Source organism: Vibrio sp. Vb1729 (genome assembly GCF_033338655.1).
Classification (GTDB): Bacteria; Pseudomonadota; Gammaproteobacteria; order Enterobacterales; family Vibrionaceae; genus Vibrio; species Vibrio alginolyticus.
This window is the reverse complement of record NZ_JAWOTB010000020.1, coordinates 1-21,920: the sequence shown is the minus strand read 5'-3', so window position 1 is coordinate 21,920 and position 21,920 is coordinate 1. Positions and strand designations below refer to the sequence as shown.

14 protein-coding genes and 1 pseudogene are annotated in these 21,920 nt (G+C 44.6%); 4 read left to right on the top strand and 11 right to left on the bottom strand.

Annotated features, from left to right (window positions below; all coding sequences use genetic code 11):
• Window positions 1–312: pseudogene (locus tag R7E29_RS10930) on the top strand (hypothetical protein); the annotation flags it as partial.
• Between the two features lie 4 nt (window positions 313–316).
• Window positions 317–1,963, top strand: a complete 1,647-nt coding sequence (locus R7E29_RS10925) for a BatD family protein (protein ID WP_054576616.1) — start codon at window positions 317–319, stop codon at window positions 1,961–1,963.
• 129 nt (window positions 1,964–2,092) lie between these two features.
• Here R7E29_RS10925 and R7E29_RS10920 read toward each other — a convergent pair whose 3' ends face one another.
• The 5 genes from R7E29_RS10920 to R7E29_RS10900 form a co-directional block, all read right to left on the bottom strand.
• On the bottom strand, window positions 2,093–4,216 hold the full coding sequence (locus R7E29_RS10920; RefSeq protein ID WP_054576615.1) for a GGDEF domain-containing protein: 2,124 nt from the start codon (window positions 4,214–4,216) through the stop codon (window positions 2,093–2,095).
• A gap of 327 nt (window positions 4,217–4,543) precedes the next feature.
• Complete coding sequence (gene pstB / locus R7E29_RS10915) at window positions 4,544–5,293, bottom strand: phosphate ABC transporter ATP-binding protein PstB (RefSeq protein WP_005375156.1); 750 nt, start codon at window positions 5,291–5,293, stop codon at window positions 4,544–4,546.
• A gap of 60 nt (window positions 5,294–5,353) precedes the next feature.
• Window positions 5,354–6,217: a phosphate ABC transporter permease PstA gene (gene pstA / locus R7E29_RS10910; RefSeq protein WP_005383923.1), complete on the bottom strand. Its 864-nt coding sequence runs from the start codon at window positions 6,215–6,217 to the stop codon at window positions 5,354–5,356.
• A 22-nt stretch (window positions 6,218–6,239) separates the two neighbouring features.
• A complete protein-coding gene (pstC, locus tag R7E29_RS10905; RefSeq protein ID WP_005375154.1) occupies window positions 6,240–7,172 on the bottom strand; it encodes a phosphate ABC transporter permease subunit PstC in 933 nt (310 codons plus the stop codon).
• A gap of 100 nt (window positions 7,173–7,272) precedes the next feature.
• Window positions 7,273–8,094 carry a phosphate ABC transporter substrate-binding protein gene (locus R7E29_RS10900; protein ID WP_005375153.1) on the bottom strand — a complete coding sequence of 274 codons (822 nt, stop codon included), beginning with the start codon at window positions 8,092–8,094 and terminating at the stop codon, window positions 7,273–7,275.
• A 331-nt stretch (window positions 8,095–8,425) separates the two neighbouring features.
• Here R7E29_RS10900 and R7E29_RS10895 point away from each other — a divergent pair, with 331 nt between their 5' ends.
• A complete protein-coding gene (locus R7E29_RS10895) occupies window positions 8,426–10,069 on the top strand; it encodes a methyl-accepting chemotaxis protein (protein WP_005375152.1) in 1,644 nt (547 codons plus the stop codon).
• A gap of 108 nt (window positions 10,070–10,177) precedes the next feature.
• Here R7E29_RS10895 and R7E29_RS10890 read toward each other — a convergent pair whose 3' ends face one another.
• The 6 genes from R7E29_RS10890 to R7E29_RS10865 all read right to left on the bottom strand — a co-directional run bounded on the left by R7E29_RS10890 (window position 10,178) and on the right by R7E29_RS10865 (window position 20,301).
• Complete coding sequence (locus tag R7E29_RS10890; protein ID WP_017635423.1) at window positions 10,178–10,753, bottom strand: DUF1566 domain-containing protein; 576 nt, start codon at window positions 10,751–10,753, stop codon at window positions 10,178–10,180.
• A gap of 1 nt (window position 10,754) precedes the next feature.
• A complete protein-coding gene (locus R7E29_RS10885; protein WP_054576614.1) occupies window positions 10,755–12,206 on the bottom strand; it encodes a DUF1566 domain-containing protein in 1,452 nt (483 codons plus the stop codon).
• A 25-nt stretch (window positions 12,207–12,231) separates the two neighbouring features.
• Entirely contained in the window at window positions 12,232–14,484 is a 2,253-nt protein-coding gene (locus R7E29_RS10880; RefSeq protein WP_054576613.1) for a proprotein convertase P-domain-containing protein, read from the bottom strand.
• A 9-nt stretch (window positions 14,485–14,493) separates the two neighbouring features.
• A complete protein-coding gene (locus tag R7E29_RS10875) occupies window positions 14,494–16,635 on the bottom strand; it encodes a TonB-dependent hemoglobin/transferrin/lactoferrin family receptor (protein WP_054576612.1) in 2,142 nt (713 codons plus the stop codon).
• Window positions 16,636–18,633 (bottom strand): prolyl oligopeptidase family serine peptidase, encoded by a 1,998-nt coding sequence (locus tag R7E29_RS10870; protein ID WP_054576611.1) that lies wholly within the window; start codon window positions 18,631–18,633, stop codon window positions 16,636–16,638. It abuts the gene before it with no gap.
• A gap of 324 nt (window positions 18,634–18,957) precedes the next feature.
• A complete protein-coding gene (locus R7E29_RS10865) occupies window positions 18,958–20,301 on the bottom strand; it encodes a DEAD/DEAH box helicase (protein ID WP_031812859.1) in 1,344 nt (447 codons plus the stop codon).
• A 550-nt stretch (window positions 20,302–20,851) separates the two neighbouring features.
• Between R7E29_RS10865 and R7E29_RS10860 the strand changes: the two genes are divergently transcribed.
• A complete protein-coding gene (locus R7E29_RS10860) occupies window positions 20,852–21,106 on the top strand; it encodes an Lpp/OprI family alanine-zipper lipoprotein (protein WP_005375145.1) in 255 nt (84 codons plus the stop codon).
• Window positions 21,107–21,920: the final 814 nt, after the last annotated feature.

Below are 21,920 nucleotides of genomic sequence, written 5' to 3'. Positions count from 1 at the left end.
CAACAAAAGTCTCAAAACGAAGGGAAAGAAGCGCAAGGACAACAGTCACAAAATCAGCAGGATTCTGAAAATAAAAAAGAAAAACAAAAAACGGAACAACATCAACCGCAACGAGATGACAAGCAAGTGAAGGATCAAGGTGAACCAATACAGGCTAAAGCGCATCCCGAAAAAATGCATCAGGATGATCCTGAGTTCCGTCGACTAGAAGCAGTAGAAAGTGCTCGAGACCCAAGCTTTTTGATCCGTGCGCAAATGCAACTTCAAGCGCAACAAAAACAACCTCCACAACAATCTCAAAAGGAGTGGTAAGCCTGTGATGAACAAAGGCGTAAAACTGGTCTTTATTTTTGTGGCCAGCCTAATATCCAGTTTCTCGGTGATGGCACAGACACTTCAAGCTAGTGTGAATAAAGCACAAGTAGCCAAGAATGAAGTGATTAACCTCAGAATCATTTCAGATACTGAGCTCAGCTCAGACTCAATCGACTTCAATGTTCTAGAGAAAGACTTCTTCTTGGGTCAACCTCGTTATGGCCGCTCTAGCAATAACATTAACGGAAGAAAATCAGTGCGTACCGAGTGGAGTATCTCAATTGCACCAATGAAAGAAGGTGTTCTGACTATTCCAAGTTTTTCCGCTGATGGTATGAAAACGGAGCCGATCAAACTACGTGTCAACGCGAGCCAAACAGACCCCAATCTTGATGATCTATTTAGCTTCAATATTACGGTCGACAACAGTACGCTCTACCCTCAGCAATCTGCAACATTACGTATACAGCTTCTAATCAAAGCGGACACTCGACGCCTAGATAACCCGCAAATAGTACCTCCGCAAATTGAAGGCATGAAGCTTGAGGCACTGGGTGGCTTACAGCAAAGACAGAAGATCTTAAATGGGTTAGAAGTAGCGGTCATAGAGCAGTCGTTTCGCTTAACGGCCAATCAACCAGGCACTTATACCTTGATAGGTCCTAAACTGACCGGTTCTTATATTTATGGCGACAGCTTGACGGGCTCAACCAAAATAATGCCTATCAATACCAAAGCGGAACGCATGCCAATAACGGTCAAACCGATTCCGAGCGAATTTAAAGGTGAATGGCTTCCTGCTTCAGCGTTAGAAATGACACAGAGCTGGCAAGACGATCAAGGTAATCTACTGTCGACTAACGCGATCAACACAGTAAAACAAGGCTCTTCACTCACTCGAACCATTCAAGTTAAGGCTCGCGGTACACAAGCCGAATATCTGCCACGAGTCAATATTAGTTACCCGAGTTCACTGCGCGTGTATCCCGAACAACCTAAGTTCGATAGCGCGAGAGATGGCACCGTTACCATGACGGTGAAGCAAGTCATTATTCCTACAGAGGCCGGGAAATATACCTTACCAGGATACGACTTGAACTGGTGGGACAGTCAAAATGATGAAGCGAAGAAAACAACGTTACCAGAGCTAACATTAGACGTAGAGAAAAATGACACTGGGCTAATCACGTTGCCGGAATCGCCTCTTTCAGCGCCTTTAGTGTCAGCCCCTAGTCCTGAATCAAGCGGCGATGTAAACAGTCTCTGGCGAACATTAACCTTTGTTTTCTTAGGGCTTTGGATAATGACATTGGGAATCGCTACTTGGGCATGGAAAAAGCGGTCAATAACAGCGAGTGGAACGGTTTCAAATACTGAACAACCACTTTGCATCGACGCGCTAAAAAAAGTCATCGAAGAGGGCGATGCTGCGAAAATTGAACGCTCTGTAAATGAGTATTTAACCACTCATCAAGACAGGTTAAACCCTGGTGACGTACAAGCAATTAAGCAAGAGCTTAATGCCATGAATCAAGCGTATTTTAGTGCTAACCAACAACCTTGGAGCCCTGATTCGCTGCTAGCGAAAATTCAAAACCTTGGCAAAGCAAACGTAACGAAAACCGACCACCAACTCGAAAAGCTATAAATAACTAGATAACAATGGCAGCTCTCATGAGCTGCCCATTCTCTTATGCGGTCAAATTTGCTTTAGCGGTTTTATCTAGAGCACCAACCGCCGCCCCCTTCCCTATCAAGTTGCTCTTATGAACATCACTCACTCAACAAACACTTGGGGCTCGTATTCGTATCGCCTTACACAATTTCGCCCATGATTCTTCGCTTGATAGAGTGCCTTATCCGACAACTGATATAAATGGTCGAAATTAAAGTCTTTGCCTTTCGCTTTATAACAGGAGTAACCGACTGAAACGGTAAGTAACTCCCCTTCTGGGTTATGTCGATGCTTTATCCCCTCGCCCTCGATACATTGACGAATGCACTCTGCTCTCAGTCGAACCTCCTCTTGCTCAGAACCAATCATGAGCAATGCAAACTCTTCACCTCCGATACGGCAAAAAACTTCATCTTCACCTTTGGTATGATGATCCAAGATATAGCCAATTCGCATCAATGCGATATCGCCTTCGAGATGACCATAGTGATTATTGAATAAGCCAAAATGGTCAATATCAATCAGGATCAGGCCAAACGACATGTCGTCTTCACACTCTAGGGCACAATATTTTTGCATCACATGTTCTAACATGCGGCGATTACCAAGACGCGTCAAAGGATCGAGCTTAGAAAGTACCTCAAGCTGTCGATTGGCTTCCTCCAACTCTTTTGTTCGGTTCTGAACCTCCAGCTCTAAGTTTTCGTTTAATTCGCGAATCGCCTCTTGAGCTTGAGTACGTTGCAATACTTCAGCTAAGCTGGACGCGAACATACGAATCACTTCACGTAACTGAGAAGTTAACGGCGCACGTGTCAGCAAATTATCAACAGCGATAAAGGCGATAGGACCACTGCTATTTGAAGTCAATACCGTCATCGCAGCCCAACCAAAGCCAACAATATTACAGTCATGATAAATAGGCACTGATTCTTCAAATGCGACTTCGTTTGGCATTGAGCGAGCCAGATTTATAAGAGAGAAATCTTGGGTTTCGCCAAAGAAGTAAGATTCATCCACCACGTTACCTTGAATATCGGTACCCCACGTTCCTTGCATGTAAGAGCAATTTTCATCAGTTAAAAACACCGCCATTCGATCAATACCAAGATTTTTAATGGCGAAAGTGACGGCCGATTTGCATACTCCACTGACAGTAGTGCAACGTGATAACTCAACCATGCTTGAATGCAACATGCGTACGTTTTGTTCTTGGCGCTTACGAATGTAAATTTGAGAGAAAAGTGAACCAAACGAGTCCAACATCTGTTTTTGATATGCCGTTATCGTCTTACGATGAATAAAGTTATCTAGCGCGAACCACCCAAACGGTTCATTGCCATCGCGTAAAATCAACATCGCATTCCAGCCCTGCCCAATGACCTTGCCTGCTGTGTATATTGGCGCGTCTTCTACAATCACTAAGTTGCTCTCGAGGCTAGATAACGCGGTGATATACTCCTCGCTAAGTTGGTGTAAATCGTATTGTGTGTGAAATTCATCAATCGTAATTCCTGACTCATCCGTGCCGTATGTACCACTGAAGCTGCGCTTTTTCATATCGAGAAGCATCAGTGTAGAGCGATCAAACCCAAGTCGTTCACGTAACGCTTCGACGGCTTTGTAGTACAAGTCCTTTAAAGAATCAGGATTAGAGGTTTCGAGTGCAACTTGCTGAACTAACTTCATATTTTCGATAAAGCGCTCGCGTTGGCTAATCTCATCAACATATTGCGCTTCACGAATATCTCTGTGCCTGATCTCTTTCGAGGCATTTTTTTCAGCACGAATACATTGCCAACGCGCCGCTGCGAGTTGCATTGCGTCGTAACTTTCTTCATAGATATTATGTGCAGTGCGAGCATGTACAGATTGAATCAGTAGGTAGGTACGTTTGATAGGCGTGTTGTCGAGCATCATGATGTAACTATCACCGCCTAAATCTCGGGTGTGATTCCAGTTACAAGTGTTGATCGCCAGAGGTATGATGCTTTCAGAGGTATCAAACTGACTTGCCCACTCCCAGAATGTCTCAGGATAGTTATGGGTTGGGTAAAGCTCTCCGCGAGAGAAGCTCATCGAATGACGAGGGTTAATTGAAGGATCTTCAAAAATAGCGAGGGCTTGAGGGGAGAATAGACTCTCTAAATGATCAAAGATTGCCTCCGCTAGCAACCGATGGTCCCTCGTTGAAGACACTTTTCTTGTAAAACTTCTTAAACTCACCCTACCAACCTAATCTACTTTTTTATCCTCGATAAAAAACTACTTAGGCCATGATATGCAATCAATACGTTCAAATTTGAGCTGTTAAGTCATTCGCAAAATTATCAGACTTAGTGTTACATTCGAGAGCTCTTCAGCACTTTTAAAGCCATGTTTCACATAAGTTACATGCTTTATAAACTGGGGAGGAAAGTTGTACTTATTTACAAGATTTTTGTGTTGGTAGATGTTTTAAGCCTACGACTTAAAAAGAAAAAGGCCCCTCATCAAGAGGGGCAAAGTTACCATCGCTTATAGTTATTTAGTTATGCTTGTAAATACGGTGGATTAACCGAAATCACCATTTACGTAGCCTTGAGTACGGTCGTCTTGAGGGTTGCTAAAGATCACTTGCGTATCGTTGTGCTCAACCAGTTCACCCATTAGGAAAAACGCAGTGCGGTCAGAGATACGACGCGCCTGTTGCATTGAGTGAGTCACGATAACGATGGTGTAGTTCTTCTTTAGCTCTTCCATCAGTTCTTCGATTTTGTGTGTCGCAATTGGGTCAAGTGCCGACGTTGGCTCATCCATCAGAATCACATCCGGCTCCATCGCGATTGTACGTGCAATACATAAACGTTGCTGCTGACCACCAGAAAGACCGAATGCGTGTGATTTAAGGCGATCTTTCACCTCATCCCAAAGTGCAGCACCGCGCAGCGAACGCTCTACCACTTCATCAATTGTCTTTTTGTCTTTGATACCTTGAGCACGTAAGCCGTAAGCCACGTTCTCGTAAATGCTCATCGGGAATGGGTTTGGCTTTTGGAATACCATGCCGACTTTGATGCGAAGGTCAGCAACATCAATGTTGCCGTAAATATCTTCGCCGTCCATCGCCAATTTACCTGTAATTTTCACGCCTTCGATTAGATCATTCATTCGGTTCAAACAGCGTAGAAGCGTTGATTTTCCGCAACCTGACGGGCCGATAAGTGCAGTTACTTGGCGAACTGGAATTGGTAAGTTGATCGATTTCAGTGCTTGGTTGTCACCGTAGAATAGGTCTAGGTTTTCAATATCAAATTTGTTCATTGTCTTAATCTCTTAATTCTTGAATTCGTGTCTTTTAACGTGCGTTCTTAATTAGTGTTGTTAGTAAGTTGCGGTGTTAAAACGTCTAGCAATCAGTTTCGTTACCATGTTGATCAAGAGAACAACTACGATAAGCACTGTTGCCGTACCGTAAGCCTGATTCCATTCTTCAACGGTAAACAGTTCGGTAGTCAGTTTGTATAGGTGAACGGTTAGCGTACGACCTGAATCCAATAAAGAATCCGGAATACGTGCAACCATACCTGCTGTCAGGAATACTGGAGCAGACTCACCAATGACACGACCAATACTTAGAATGACCGAGGTTAAGATACCTGGCATTGCGCTCGGAAGAATCAAACGCCAGATAGTGTAAATCTTAGAAGCACCGAGGCCATAAGAGCCTTCACGGTACGTTTGTGGTACTGCCATCAGCGCTTCTTCCGTTGTACGGATGATAACTGGCAGGATTAAGATACTTAGCGTCAATGCACCCGACAGAATCGAGAAGCCAAGGCCAAGAATCGCCACGAAGAAAGTCATACCAAACAGGCCGAAAATGATCGACGGGATACCCGCCAATGACTCGGTACAGAATCGGATGATTTTCACCAAACGACTGCCCACTTTCGCGTATTCGGTCAAGTAGATTGCCGTCATGATACCGAGTGGCGCTGCCACTGCGATAGAAGCGATAACCATGTAAATGGTCGCCACAATCATTGGGAAGATACCGTGCTCTTCACCTGTGCGCGTATAGTTATCAGTAATGAAGTTCCAATCTACGTGTTGTAGACCGTTTGATAGGATGTACCAGATAATCCAGAACAAGAAACCTACCGTTAGTGCTGCCGAGATCCAGACAAATGCGTTAAAGACATTATCTTTGAACTGGCGTGCTTTTTTTAGTTTTGCGCGATCCATAATAGTCACCTTTAACGAGCGATTACTTCGCTTTTTCTCGGTTTAGGTACAGTAGTACAGCGTTCAACGACATGATGAAGACCAGAAGTACTACACCTGTAGCGTAAAGTGCGTTCGCGTGAACACCACTTGCGTAAGACATTTCAATAGCGATGTTTGCAGTTAGTGTACGAGCCGAATCAAGGATGCCTTCTGGCATTGCCGGCGCGTTACCCATAACCATGATAATCGCCATGGTCTCACCCAACGCACGACCGATACCCAGAATCACACCTGTCATGATGCCTGAGCGAGCCGCTGGAACGAGCAACTTAAAGATGGTGTAGATTTTCGATGCGCCCAGTGCCAAAGAACCTTCTTTATAAGTACGAGGGACAGCGCGGATAGACGTTTCAGATACCGTAATTACCGTTGGTAGAATCATCACACCAAGAACAATGATACCGGCAAGGATAGTATTACCTGCAGGTACATCAAATACCTTCTGAATCAATGGAACGATAATAACCAGACCGAAGAAACCGTAGACCACTGAAGGAATACCAGCTAGCAGCTCAACCGCTGGACGGATAATGTCTGCTAATCGCTTTGGTGCGATTTCAGCGATAAAAATGGCGGTCAGAACACCAATTGGAACCCCAACAATGACAGCACCAGCCGTCGATACGATAGATGCCACAATCATGGTGGCGACACCGTAAAGCGCAGGTGGTAACCAGTTTTGTCCTAAGACAATGCCCGATACGCCTGCTTCTTGGAATGCCGGAATACTCTCTCGAACGATGAAGTATGCAATAACGGCCAATGAAACAATGCCGATTACGGCACTCGTTAGGAACAAGCCGTGGAAGATGCGCTCTTTCCAGTCTACACGACGCTTCTCGCGTAGGCCTGACTTGCTGATAGCTCTAGCGTCAGTATTCATAAGCTTTTCACTATTTGTTGCGATGGTCATTTAAAAATCTCACGGTTCTGGGCAATGCCGTTGAACACAATGGATAGAAAAGGCTCAGCCCGAAACGTTGGGCTGAGCAAACTTTAGAGTCCCGATGGGATTAGTTAACTGAGATGTAACCTTTTTGGTCAACTAGCGCTTGCGCTTCGTCAGTTAGCATCCAGTCTAGGAATTTTTGCGTTTCTGTTGATGGCTTGCCTTCTTTGTAAAGAACAAGGAATGGACGCGCTACTTTGTAAGAACCGTTTTTAACGTTAGCTACCGTTGCATCAACGCCGTCGATTGCTAGCGCATTAACAGTGTTGTCTACAGTACCAAGAGAAATGTAGCCGATTGCGTATGGGTTAGATGCAACCATTGTTTTCAGTGCGCCGTTACCGTTTGCAACTTGAGCACGTTGAGAGATAGCTGATACCTTCTTACCAGAAATCTTCATTTTTAGAGACATGATGTCTTCAAATGCGCCACGAGTACCAGAAGCTGTGTCACGAGTAATGGCTACGATTGGCTTGTCTGCACCACCGACTTCTTTCCAGTTTGATACTTCGCCTTTGTAGATTGCAGTCACTTGCTCGGCTGTTAGACCTGGCAGTTTGTTTTGTGGGTTAACAACCACTGCGATACCATCACGAGCAACCACTTCTTCGATTAGTGTTGATTCTTTTTCAGAGTCTTTTAGATTACGAGAAGACATACCAAGGTCTGCTGAACCATTTTTCGCTGCTTTTACACCAGCTGAAGAACCAGGACCTTGAACTTCGATAAATACGTTAGGGTTCTTCTTCATGTACGTTTCAGAGAAAACTTCCATCAGTGGAGTTACGCTGCTAGAACCCACTGCAGAGATAGTTTCTTTAGCAGAAACAGGAGTCACTGCCATTGCGCCTAGAAGTGCGATTGCACCGATTACTGTCTTTTTCATCACAATTTCCTTAAGTGGCTTTATTGCCGTTGTGTTTCACTTGAACGGTGCTCACTTTAGAATTTGAATATGACAGTTGTGTTTCACTTAGTTGAACCCTCTATGACACGTTGTCATTTCTAACTATTAATTCCGCGACTTATCCCTCTCTCAATTTGAACGTAACGTTTTTATAACGTTGCCTCATGTTCAAGATGATAACCCCATCGATTTTGGTACATTTCATAACAATTAGATATGAGTAACTCATTGATTTGGCATATATAACAATTAAAATCGAAATGCTTATTTATAAAAAAGATAATAATCAAACCGATAGAGGGTCAATCTCATGCGTCAATTTCTTAGTACGCTTTCTATTAAACTTCAGGTTTTTCTGCCTGTTCTATTCACAGTTATATTACTCATCATTGGACTGAGTGTCGGAATCGGTAAACTCGATCAAGCATTCAATAAGGTTTCGGCTTCCACCCATAAGCTAATCATTCACAAAGAGGAACTTAGCGGCATCGTAGACAACACTTACGCCATGCGCATCAAAGCCATTTATAGTCTATTTAGAGCCGAAGATGTTCAGTCTCTCAACCAAGAGCTTTCTGAGCGACAAAACAAAAACCGCGATTTTCTTAACTCCATCGACAATCTCCCTGGCGTTCAAAATGAAGTCAATGCTATGCGTAAGGCCATGAATCACTATGTTGATTTCACTCGCGTTACCATGACACCTCTGCTCACCACTAAACACTCTTCTGATTACACCACCTCTGATTTCAATCAAAAGTACGAATCTGCAATGGCTGAGTATCGATTAGCTGGCGAAGCGATGATCAACGCCATCGACAAACTATCTAAACAATTGAATCAAATCGTCACCGATGAAGTCGAAACGAATGGCGAACAACATTCAACCACGCTAACTTACAGCGCCGTCTCGCTTGCGGTGATCTTGAGTGCCGCTTCACTTATTAGTTGGGTACTCGCCAGCTACATCGTTGCGCCGATTCGTAACCTTCAAGTAACGATGCAGGAAGTCGCGAAGGGAAACCTACTAGTTAAGGCCGAAGCCATCGGGAAAAACGAAGTGTCTCAGCTGGCTCGAGATGTAAACCAGACCATAGAAAAACTGCGTGAAACTGTAAGCGCATTGGTTCGCATTAGTGAAGATGTGGCATCAGCATCAACCGAGTTAGCAACTGTTATGACTCAAAGCAGCGTCAACTCGGATCAAGAAAAGCAAGAAGTTGAGCAAGTAGCCTCGGCGATCAATCAGCTAGAGTCGACCGCAGCTGAAGTATCGACCAATGCACAAGAAGCCGATAGTGCATCAAATCAAGCACGTACGTTAACCTCACAAAGTATAAGCATGTTTGGGGAAAGCACTCGCGCAAGTGAAAAGATGGCGGAACAACTTAACGAAGCCGCTGCCGTCGTAACTTCGCTAAAAGATCAATCAGAACACATTGGTCGCGTGATCGAAGTGATTGAAGGTATTTCTGAGCAAACGAATCTACTTGCACTGAATGCAGCGATTGAAGCTGCACGAGCGGGCGAAAGTGGCAGAGGCTTTGCGGTAGTGGCCGATGAAGTACGTATGCTGGCAGCGCGAACTCAGGAGTCCACCAAAGAGATCCAAACCATTATAGAAGAGCTACAGCAACAATCTGGTCACGCAAATGAAAGTATGCATTCCAGCTTAGCCATGTTGTCAGACAACCAAGCTCTTACACAAGAAGTTAGCCAATCACTTGCTAATATCAGTAATGCTATCGCCGATCTGAACTCAATCAACACTCAAGTTGCGACCGCATCAGAAGAGCAGAAACAGGTTACGGCTGATATCAACAACAACTTAACGAACATCTATGAACTAGTGAGCCAGAACGTCACTGGTATCACTCAATCCGCCGCGGCAGCGCAAGAGTTGTCTGGTTTAGCAGAAAATCAAAAACATCAACTTAAGCAGTTCCAAGTTTAAATACTCTGCTCAACACGATAAGTTCCAAAGGTTAGAAAAGAAAAAGCTCCGCACTGGCGGAGCCTATCATAAAGGCAAAGCTATCAACCCTTATTAACGTAATAATTATTATTCATCTGTCACTAACAAGAGAGAGCTTTTGAAACTTGAGTTTAACGGATCTCTATTGAAAACCTCACCATTAGTCGTATCAAAAGTTGCAACATGCTTACCGTCGCCATTAGGTGTGTTGCTCCAGACATAACGCCCTAGAACATCATCTCCATCTGTCAGACTATAGCCGCTAGCAAACCCTGTACTATTTATGGCTGGGCTGTGGCAAGCTCGCTCAGTTAGAGATACCAGCTCTTTGATATTTGCTAGTCGCCAATTTTTTTTGTCAGCAAAATTGTGAAGAGGATGGTTGCCATCCTTATTACGAATTTGTTTGGCTGTGGAGAGAGCGAGTTGCCATGACATTGTAGATCGCGTCCCCTGGCATTCTTGGTTTCCTACATTCCATGTCATACCAACTGGACAGCGCATCCATGTTAGACCTGTTTTCAGGTCAGTTACGGTACCGCTCTCAGAATATGTATAACGCGTGTTAGGTGCCGTTTTAGCAAAGTCAGTAGAACACTCTTGTGCAGCTATTGCAGTTTGAGAAGCCAAAGTAAGAGATAGTACAGTTATTAATTTCTTCATCTTATTGCCCCTTAACTGCGACTAGACGGATTGGGAATTGGTAAGAATCATCGGCACCCGCACTTGTGTTGCTTGATCGAATCTCGACGTATGAAATAGTGCCTCTATCTTTGCCCCGGGAGACAATCGCAGGGAAATAAATCTCGCCATCAATAAGTTGTGATGATGCATTCGTAAACTTAAAGTCGCTATGCCAAAACGCACCATATCCTAAATAAGGGCTACCTATGGTTTGCTGTGGAAAGTATTTAACATTAAAACCATAGACGTTGTATTTTGCATATTCATCGTTCGGAGCAAACAGTGTTTGTTCACCAAAGTCTAGTAAGTCATAAGTCTCACGGTAAGTAGGCAAGCGCCAACCAGTGATTCCACATAACGATTGTTTGTTTATGTACTCAACATATTGGCTAGTGGTACAAACTTCATCACCAGCGTCTTTACAACCTGCAAGCTCTACATCTTTGCTAAATGGCTTAAATGTTTCAGACTCAAACGCAAATAGGCGATCTTTAAATTGAACTGAGCTCGCATCCGCACTTTTGTTTTCCCAAACAAGACCAGTACGCTCGTCCATAGTACAAGCCCACTCAGTCGCATCTGCAGCTAAAGCTGCACCTTGTGAATCTAGCTTAACGAACTTAAAGCCAGCGCCTGTCGACGTTTGCTTGTCCTCTTTGTCGAAGCCGTATTCTGCATCTTGACCAGGGTAAGACGCTTGAACCTCAGCAACGTCTGCTGCTCCTTCAGCAAAATAAAGAACGGCGCCCGTATCGTTACTACCAACCGTTTGTTCAGCAACCGCTACAATTTCTTCAGCAAATGCACTTACTTCCGCTTCAGACAGAAGATCAGAGGCCAACGATTTACCTTGAAAGCTAAGATTTTGAGCAAGCAGCGCTACGCCTTGGGTCATTTGCTTTGGTTGCATCGCAGCTAATAGCACAACCGTGTTTTGCTCTAGCTTGTCTAGCTCGCTAGCTTCTGCGTTAGACATCACCGTACCAGAAAGAGAAACGCCGGCATCGGCGAGTTGCGCTTTCACAATCTCTTCAGCTTGAGCAACGGTTTTACCGTCAATTACAAGACCCGCGAGCAACGTTGTTACACCATTGACCGTGTTACCCGTTGCTAAATTTTGACCCGGAGCCGCAAGACGCAACGTTTGGTTTGAACCTTGATCAACTTGAGCAAGAATGGTGCTGGTTAGTACGTTTTTGTCGCTTGAAGTCAGGCTAAATTTACCGGCATTATCCGTTTTAGCACTCGGTTCAGTGGAATCACAAACGTAGTTTTGGTTTAAATCGATACATACTGGCGTATCAAGAAGTGTACCTGCAGAAACGATGGTGCCAGCTACATCATAGGTCGGTGCCGACGTGTCACCACCAGAACCTCCGCCACAGCCAGCAAGGGCTAGTGACATAGCAACGAAAGAATATTGAAACTTCATAGATTTTATCTTCTTTTGATTTTAATTAACGAGAGCGAATCACTCTCACCATTGAAAGCAGGAAAAGTCCTAACAAGGTCCAAGGCGAACCACTGCCACCTGAACCACCGCCACTGCTTTCTTTAGTGGTATCAGCACTACACTGATACTGAGCAAAGTGACTCACACCCCACTCTTTCAACACCCCAGAGTTCCCTGACACGCGGTCAGACACTTCGAGACGCCAAGTACCCCAACTCGGTTGACCGACAAGTGCTTGTAACTCCTCGTCATACTGAGCGGTGAAGTAACCTTTAAATCCTTTGGTATTGCTTGATTGATGGCTAAGTAGCACGACCGATTTGCCTTGTGGAGACACTAGCGTCACTTGCAGATCTTGCAGTGAGTCATGTTCGATGTTCAGGTAAACCGCAAACGAATCATCAATCGTGCGTGACTTGTCCGATAGCGTCTGAGAGAACAGTCTGTCGCCCTGTTCCGGCAAAGCGGAGTTCACTGGTTGAGGCTGGATATCGAGCTCTGGCGTACCATTAACCAGCATCACCTTTTCACTCCACTGGTGAGTCTTTAGGCCTTCAGAAAATTGATAATCCAATGAAATAGAGGAATCGAATTGCGTGCCACATGTTAGACCGCTTGGTAACGCCACCTTCATTGAGGTCGAGTCAGAAAGCGTTTCATCAAAGTCGAAAACAGATGCGTTGTTTAGCTGCCATTGCCCTTTGATGCTCGCTTCACGGCCAGTTTGGCTCAGGCTCAAACCAACGTCTTGACCTTGTGCGATGTATCGAGCGTCATAGCGAACACGAAGAGGCGCTTTAAGTAAGTTGTGTTTGTTGAAGCTATCCGTCAGGAATTGGGCGTAGTCTTTATTTGGGAACAAGGTGTTTGCGGCAAACACGGTCGACTCCGCCAGATCATGCATTTTCACGCCACGACCAATGCCGTACATGCCTTCAAGAACAATGGTGTCAAACTCGCGGAACACCCTATCGGTATCATCACCGTATCGTTCAACCGATGCTTTAAGTGCTTGGAACAGTGGCGTTGACCATAACTCGTCGCCTAGTTCACCGCCCACACTAACGTGCGCTGGATACTCTGAACCCTCGAAGTAACGAGCTCTTTGGTTCCATAAGCTACGAGTTGTTTTGCGTGTTCCGAACACACCGTCCCAGTTGAACACCGTATCTAACTCGAATTCTTGACCACGACGCGAAGCATCCAAATATTGAGTTCGGTAGCTCGCGCTGCCCGCCCAGTAATCAGCAAAACCCTCTGCGATAGCACCAGTGTGACCGTACGCCCAATCCGGTACGATTTGGTAATGAATGCCATGCCCAAGCTCGTGTATCACGACATCAGCATCGACTGCATCCGGAGAAACACCACCGACACCTAGCATGAGTGCTTTCGGACCGTAATAGTAAGTAGAGTTATCTTTTGATAAACCGCGAGCGTCAAAACGAAGCGGTTCGTCAAACAAGTCGTAAGTCAGGCTTGTCAGATATTGGATCGAGCTATCAAGATGATAAAAAGCCATCAACTGTGGGAACGCATTGTCACCAAACTCGGTGCTTTGCATCTCATCAACACTGTCAAACGCTTGAACTCCTTCTGCGCTGAGAAAGTCCAACGTATCAAGCACAGGTGCTTCACCAAGTGCTGGGGCTGCAAATAAACCCGTCGCATCCACTTGCTTTAATCTTGGGTTAGAGAGATAGAACTTACCTCCCGACTTTAAAACCTCAATCGACTTGGTTACGTACTCGATCGGCTGAGGGTAATCAGACAGTGCTGACCATGTCGATTCTGGTGCCGCTTGCTGTTGCATGGTGCGCAGATCTGGGTTGAATAAAGAAACCTCAACATCAACCAGACTTCCGGAGCTCAAAGCCGGTGGCTCTTGTGCTTGCAGTTGGCGAGGCGATTCCAATTCCATTGCAACCGTTGGTTTACCGTTGCGAATTATCGTATCTTCAAGGCTCTTAAACACTCGCACAACGTGATGATTTTTATCAGTTGTTACTACAAGGGCACGCTGAGATTGATATTCACCGTTAACCCAAACATCAAAATTGTAATGCTCACCAAGCTGAGACTGGGTTTTGTAACGGAACTTAAACTCGCCCGCTTCTGAGTAGTGGCTGTCTAGATAAGTTTTCGCTTGCGCTTCATTGGTCACCACAGAATCCGTTGTGGGATAATCCCACTCTGCAGACAGCGCCGCAGGGGTACATGCAATAAGCAGTGAAAACGCCAATGGTTTTAGCTTCATGATTTCGTCCTAGAATTCGTATTTTGCAGTCAGCGTGAAGTAGCGCCCTGGCTCCGTTGAGTAACGCTTACTTTCCTCAGCGATACCCGCTACGTCTTGGTATCGGATGTATTCTTTGTCGAACAGGTTGATGATGTTTGCGCTAACACGAAGGTCTTTGGAAACGTGGTAAGTTGCGCCAATATCAAACGTATTCCACGCACTTGTCTGCGCGCAATCTGTCGCTAGACCAAGCGTGGTCTGGCATTTAGGAACGCGATCCATGGCCGCGGCCCAGTTCCAAGCCACGTAAGCATTGAAGTCTTGGTTGGCGTATTTCAGTTGAGCGTTACCTTCGAATGGCGTAATGCTTCGAACGTATTCACCTTCCGCGTCTTTGCCATCTACGTAGCCAAACTTAGTGCTAATGTTCCATCGCTTAGTGATCGCGTAACCCGCAGAAAGCTCTGCACCATACGTCTCGACACCATCGAGGTTTTGGTATTGTTTAATGTAATTACCATTGCTTGAGTCAAAGCCCGTGGTCACAACGTCGATGAAGTTTTCAAACTTGTTGTAGAACAAAGACGCATAGACATACGCGCGACCGTTATCGAACTTGTTACCGATTTCAAATGAGTCGGAAGTTTCAGCTTCTAGATCCATGTTTGGTGCAATGACAAACGGCGTGAGCGGCACAAAGTCGTGGCTTACGAAGCCATACGCTTTATCGTATTCCGGAGCACGGTAACCATGGTTATAAGATACATAAGCAATGTTGTTGGCAAATACTTCACGAGAAACCGAAAGACTTGGAGATACCTCTGAGCTATCCATGTCTTTTAATGGGAAGCCGCCCACTTCACCCGCACCGTCTGGCGTGAGACGGTGCGCATCAAAGCGTAGGCCACCTGTGATGGTCCATTTATCCAGTTCCACCATGTCTCGAACGTACAAACCAATGTTATAAGCACGAGCAGGAGCGAAAGGTTGTTTGGTCGAAGGTGTTACTCCGTTCCAATCAATCTTGGAGTCGCTATCTGTGCGTTCGTAATAGTCAGTAGAAAGCTCGACACCGTAAGCCAATTGGTGCTCAGCATTTGCTGCATAAATCGTATTAGTGAAATCGCCACGGAAGCCAATTGTTTCGTCAATGAAGGTTTTGTGTTCCAGCTCGCGACGCTTGGTGATCAAACCATTGTGATCCACTTGGCGCATTAAACGGTTGGTGTCTTCCACCACTTCGGTGTGACGCCAGTAAACTTTGGTATCCAACTCTTCGAACCAAGTTGGATTAATCGGAGTCACCTCTGCACCAATATAAGCGCTGTACTCTTCTGTGGTTTCATCCTCAGCAAAGTCTTCAATATGCCAGATGCCATCAGGTTGAATGGACGGTGAACCCTCCAAACGCTCTTGGTTCTGGGTGTAGAGTTCCGCTTTGGCTTTCAACATCACCTCTTCATTGAAAAAGTGGTTGATCGTATAAGCACCGCTGTAACCATCTAGGTCGCGGTTATACAAATCTTCATCAAAGTTACGTGTCTCTTGTCCTTGCCAGTATGAAACGTTAAACAAACTCTCTGTATCACCGGAACGGAAAGCTAGATTACTCGTGCCTTTGTACTTGTTGCTGATATCGGTGTAAGTACCGGAAACATCGGTGTAGAAGTCTTTGTCTTTTAAGAAATCACCCGGCTGGCTGGATTCTAAAATCACCACACCGCCGATCGCGCCAGAGCCATGCACCGAAGAACTTGCCCCTTTAATGATTTGCAGCGATTCAAAATTGGATAAATCAAAAGTATCTCGCCCAACGGCATCATTAATGTCATTCGCACCGAAGCCATCCGCAGAACGAATGCCATCACGAACGATCATAATGCGGTTACCCGTCATACCACGGATGGTAATGTTTTGCGGACGTCCTGCACCGCCCGTCACGCTTACACCAGGTTCGTTACGCAGCACGTCATATAGCTCGGTCTCGCCTCTTTCTTCGATTTGCTCGTTTGTGATAACCGCGACACTACCTGCCACTTTTGACAATGGCTGATCGATTTTATTGGCGGTTACCACCACCTCTTCCATTGAGAAGACCTTAGATTCGGCGTGCACTTGACTGGCAGCAAGTACCGAAAGTACTGCCGCTGACACTGGGGTAAGCTTCATTTACTGCTCCGCTTTAGATGTTTTAATGAGTGATAGTAGAAATGCGTATTCTTTTGCTTGTTGTTCTTGCGCTTGTCGTGGGTCCATTTGGTGGCCCGAATTAAAATCAGTTTGCAACAAGTACGGCCCGTTGCGCTCACTTAACGCTGAAACTTTAGCGAGATACTTTGCGCCTTCCCAATATGGCACGCGCTGATCGATTAAACCGACTTGAACAAACATGGGTGGGTAAGCGTCTTTATGGATATTGAGAATCGGATCGTACGCCTTCATTAACGCCAATTGTTCAGGTTTAGTTGGGTTACCCCATTCGCCATACTGCTGTGTGGTAAGCGGAAGTGAGGTATCCGACATACTTGCAACCACATCAACAAAAGGCACTTTAAGTACGACACCTGAAAACAATTTAGGATCTTGATTAACCGCTCCGGCCACCAACGTGCCACCAGCACTAGAACCGATGGCGAAAACCTCTCTATTGCCACGTTCGAATGTTTGCAGCGCCTTCGCGGCCGCGACAAAATCACCAATAGAATTGGCTTTTCGCACACCACGGCCTTGCTCGTGCCATTCATCGCCAAAGTACCCACCGCCACGGACATGGGCGATAGCGTAAATCACACCTTGGTCGAGTAAACTGATAACCTGAGGCATAAAGTACGGTTTCATCGTAAAACCATACGCGCCGTAACCGTAAATCATCACAGGAGATTGTGGGTGCAATTTGTCTTTGCGATACGCCAAAGAGACAGGGACAGAAACGCCGTCGTGCTTAATAAAAATACGTTGGGATACATAACGCTGACTATCAAAGTCTTGGTAAGCATCTTGAGAGTACAAGGATTTATTCAGCGTTTTTACATCGAACTCTTCCCACTGAGGAGGCGTAGTCATCGACATGCTTCGGATACGAATCTTGTTTGATTCAAAATCGCCCAACGTGCTTAGCCAAGCGACATTACCATCGTGTTCCAATGGCAGTATCACTTTTTCCTGACCTTGGTAAGAATACACCGTCAAAGTCGACACATTGTTTGGCTTGCTAAGTGCCACAACTCCTGCATCATAAAGGTAGAACTGTTCAAGCGGCTCACGAGGGTTGGTGAAGCGTTGCCATGTTGCGCCAAGCGGTGCGAGTTCGGCTTGGTAAAGAGCGAACTTTCCTTCAAGGTTGCTTTTCAGATAAATGTAACCTTTCGCCACATCCGCGTAATATTCCACACCCACTTCAGGCTTTCGCAATGAATCTGAGACAGTGCCCGTTTCTAGGTCGACAAGCTTCTGCTCTGTTGTTGACTCGTTGTTGCTTTGCAGCACAGCATAACGGCTATCTGCCGCACGATAGAAAGAAAGTAACCAATCTGACTTGGGTTCATTCCATAGGACTGTTTTTGCCAAAGATTCAGTGGAGATACGTAAGATCTGATGAGGTCGCTGGGTACGCTTTTCTTTTGCAACAAGGAATGCCACTTTCCCGTTAGGTGACAACAATACGCCACTATCGATGTGCGTCGCCAGTTCCGTAGATTGACCGGAGAGTAAATCAACAACCACGGCGCGATATTGTTCGCTGCCGTCGATATCTTCCGTGAAAAGTAATGTGTCACCATTCACTTGCCATTGACCAAGTTGGTAGTACTGATGCGCAGATTGTCGTTCATCGAAATCGAACACCACGTTTTCTGGTGCATGTTGACTCGCACGGGATAACAGTAAGTAACGACCATCGCGACGCGTTAGCGTCCACTCTCTTCCACTCATGATCGACCATGGCTTATCACCTTTGTCTGCCACCATGGTACCCCACTGCGTGAGTAGGTTTTTTGTCAACGTCTGATAACTTTTTTGGTGCTGTTCAGTTTTGTGGTTTTGTTCTGTTAGGTAGGTAAGAACTCGCTCATCTTTACGAGCATCATCTCGAAGCCAGTTGAAATCATCAGCAGCAAAGCCAGAACTAGAGGTAATTATGAGCCCTAAAAAAACATGAGTAAATTTCATATAGAGAGCGGATTCATTTATGGGATTAATACAATGGCGCGTATTCTGCCCTTAAATAAAAATGAGATCAATTATCATTTTCATAATCATGTAATATTTTTATCTAGTGTGTGAGGAAAAACGTTTGCTTTGACCGAGGTTATAAAACTTAATAACTTTCTAAATTAGCGTTCTATGCTGTTCATATACAACCAGATAAATATAAAAGCTGACAAACGAGTGAGTATGGAAAGACGCTATTTCACCTAGCGACAGACATAAAAAATCCGAGTGCGAACACTCGGATTTTTAAGAACTAAAATCAATGGGAAACTACAGCAGCTTTTACTCTTCAGAGCTCGGTGCCGCTGGTTTTTTCTTAGGGATGAAGACATCATCACCCACAGATACGTTTTTGTAGAAGCTCTTGTCACGCTTAGCTGGTTTTTTCGCCGATTTTTTCGCTTGAGGGCGAGCTTTCTTTGCGGTCGCTTTCTTATTGCGGAAATCTGGTTTAGGTGGCTTAAGGCCTTTAAACTTACCTTTCAAATCTTCGAACAATGAAAACTCAAGATCTTGTTGTAGGTATGCTTCTACACGTTTAAAGCTATCCCAGTCTTTTGGACCAACAAGAGAGATTGCATCCCCTTTGTTTCCTGCACGACCAGTACGACCAACTCGGTGTACGTATTCTTCGGTATGCTTTGGCATATCGAAGTTGATGACGTGTGTCACTGTTGCAATATCCAAACCGCGGGAAGCAACATCAGTCGTTACAAGGATCTTAAATACTGCGCGCTCAAACTGACTCATAATGGTGTTACGTTGAGTCTGGTTCAAGTTACCACTTAGTGCTACAGCCTTCAGTTTCTTTTCGTTCAGCTTTTCTGTTAGTCGCTCAGTATCATCACGCGTTGCCGTAAAGATAATAACTTGACGGTATTCAGCCTCAGAAAGAACACGATCTAAAATTGCCTCTTTATGATCTAGGTGATCACACAAGTAAAATTTTTGCGTGATATCTTTATGTTCTTCGTTAGAAACGCCGATAGCAATTCGCTTTGGCGCATTGAGCATTTCAGCCGCGATTTCATTGACGTCTGCATGATCTAATGTCGCAGAGAACATCAACGTTTGACGACGACGATGCTTGGCTGCTTTATGAATGCGACGAAGCTCTGGTGCAAAACCCAAATCCAACATACGGTCTGCTTCGTCAAGAATCAGCGTTTCCAAACCATCCAGATAAAGCGAACGATGATCTAAGTGATCAGCCAAACGTCCTGGTGTCGCCACGATAAATTTCGGGTAACGACGCAGAGCTTTTACCTGATCGTTAAAGTTCTCACCACCCAAAATCAGTGCTGCTTCATAAGATAGGCCAGCTAGCATAGAACGAAGCTCACCATATACTTGTTTCGCTAACTCACGAGTAGGAGCAAGGATAACCGCGCGAGGGTCTTTCGCAGAAAACGATTTTGTCTTTAAAGACTTATGAAGCATTGGCAATACAAACGCCAAAGTCTTGCCCGAACCCGTTTTCGAAGATGCCAATAGATCCTTGCCTGCAATCGCAACAGGAATCGCCTGCTGCTGAATGTCAGTCGCTTTTTTAAAATCGTAGTGTTTTAGGTTCTTCAACAATCGGTTGTCTAGGCCTAGATCTTTAAATTGCAAAGTATTCTCCAATAAATCAGTCAGCGTCTGAGCGCTCTGTAGTGTCGTTTCCGCTCTAACGCAGCAAAAAAATAAAGCTCGGTATAATACCGCAAATCATAGGAGTATAGATAGAGATCACACAAACTAATTCCCTGTGGTAACGGTAAAACATCATTTGTGGCTCAGTTCAGAGTAAAGACTAGCCTTTTTGATGAGCAGCTGGACAGGAAGTTTAGAGAAAAGCCGTTCAAATATGCCTTCTATCCATCAACAAAACGACTTAAATAGCAGTTATTTGGGCCAATAAACTTTCATTTGTGTCAATATCGTCTAAATTATTGATATCAGGAACGTGGCAAATACACCTGCTATGAAAACTGTTGTGAGAACGAAATAAAGGATAGGTAGTTAAACTTTGTTAAGTTCAGGTAAAAGTTGACGTCAGGTACTCCATGAAATTCTTGGGTTTTTTTGACTTTTGCTACATCATGTACTGATAAAATGTAACCACATTTAACCTCGCTACTGTATAAAATAATAGTTAGTAGCGAGACTTTCACTATAAGCAAGGAGTTCTTATATGAACAAAACGTTGATCGCAGCTGCAGCAACTTCAGTACTTCTACTAGCCGGTTGTGCTTCTTCTGATGACGCAGCAACAGCAAATGCAGCAAAATTAGACGAACTAAGCAACCAAGTTAGCCAACTAAGCCAAGACGTACAAGCTCTTCAATCTGACGTTCAAAAATCAGGCGCAGCAGCAATGGCTGCTCAAGAAGAAGCTGAGCGTGCTAACGAGCGTATCGATAACATCGCTCAGTCTTACACTAAGTAAGAAAGAATAGCCAGAATTTAAGTTTAAAATCAACAACTTATTTGATTTTATTTCATTGATTGGCGATGGAGTGGCGACAGGATTTTATGTCGCCACTTTGTTTTATAGCTTCTTTCAAATCAAGCTTAAGTGACTGCGTTGGTTCATTTTTCCGTGGAATGAACACTCACCTTTATACGAAATGTAAAGGAATGGATAAGCGAAATCCGCTTTTTTGTGACATCATTTGACCGATATTATCGTAGAGCTTTTCCGTTTTCTTCTGTTCTGTTTTGAAAAATGTAAATCCACTGAATTTCTCTTTCAGACCTTGTCTTGCCTAACTTTACAAGACAGAAAAGAGATCTTTAAAAAACCTTCTAGATCATCAACACAGTGACAAAAATCGTCAATACCATTATTTTTCAATACCTTACAGTCAATCACTTAATCTTTTCTGATCGTCTATTTTTCAATTTTCTGAAAATAACTGAAATGACTGAAATTCTATATAAGGCAGTACAAGCCATTCTCAGCGATTTACCCTATCCAGAAACGCCTTGTAGCAAAAGGCTTTGTGCTTTACCTGCTTAGCTTTCTGGCCCTCAGGTTTTTCACACATCAAAAACTGAAAAAAACTGATCGAAAAACCTCGCAGGCGGGTGAGGAGAGTGCGGATTTTGTCATCCGCTCAGTGTGTCCCGTGAGTTCATAACCGTTCATCGCCATATGACTTGTAGCTTTAGTTTGAGACTAACATAAAAAAACGCAGCCGTATGGCTGCGTTGATTGTGTGAAAATCAAGTTCTTTATGTGTGCTAATATGCCTTAAACT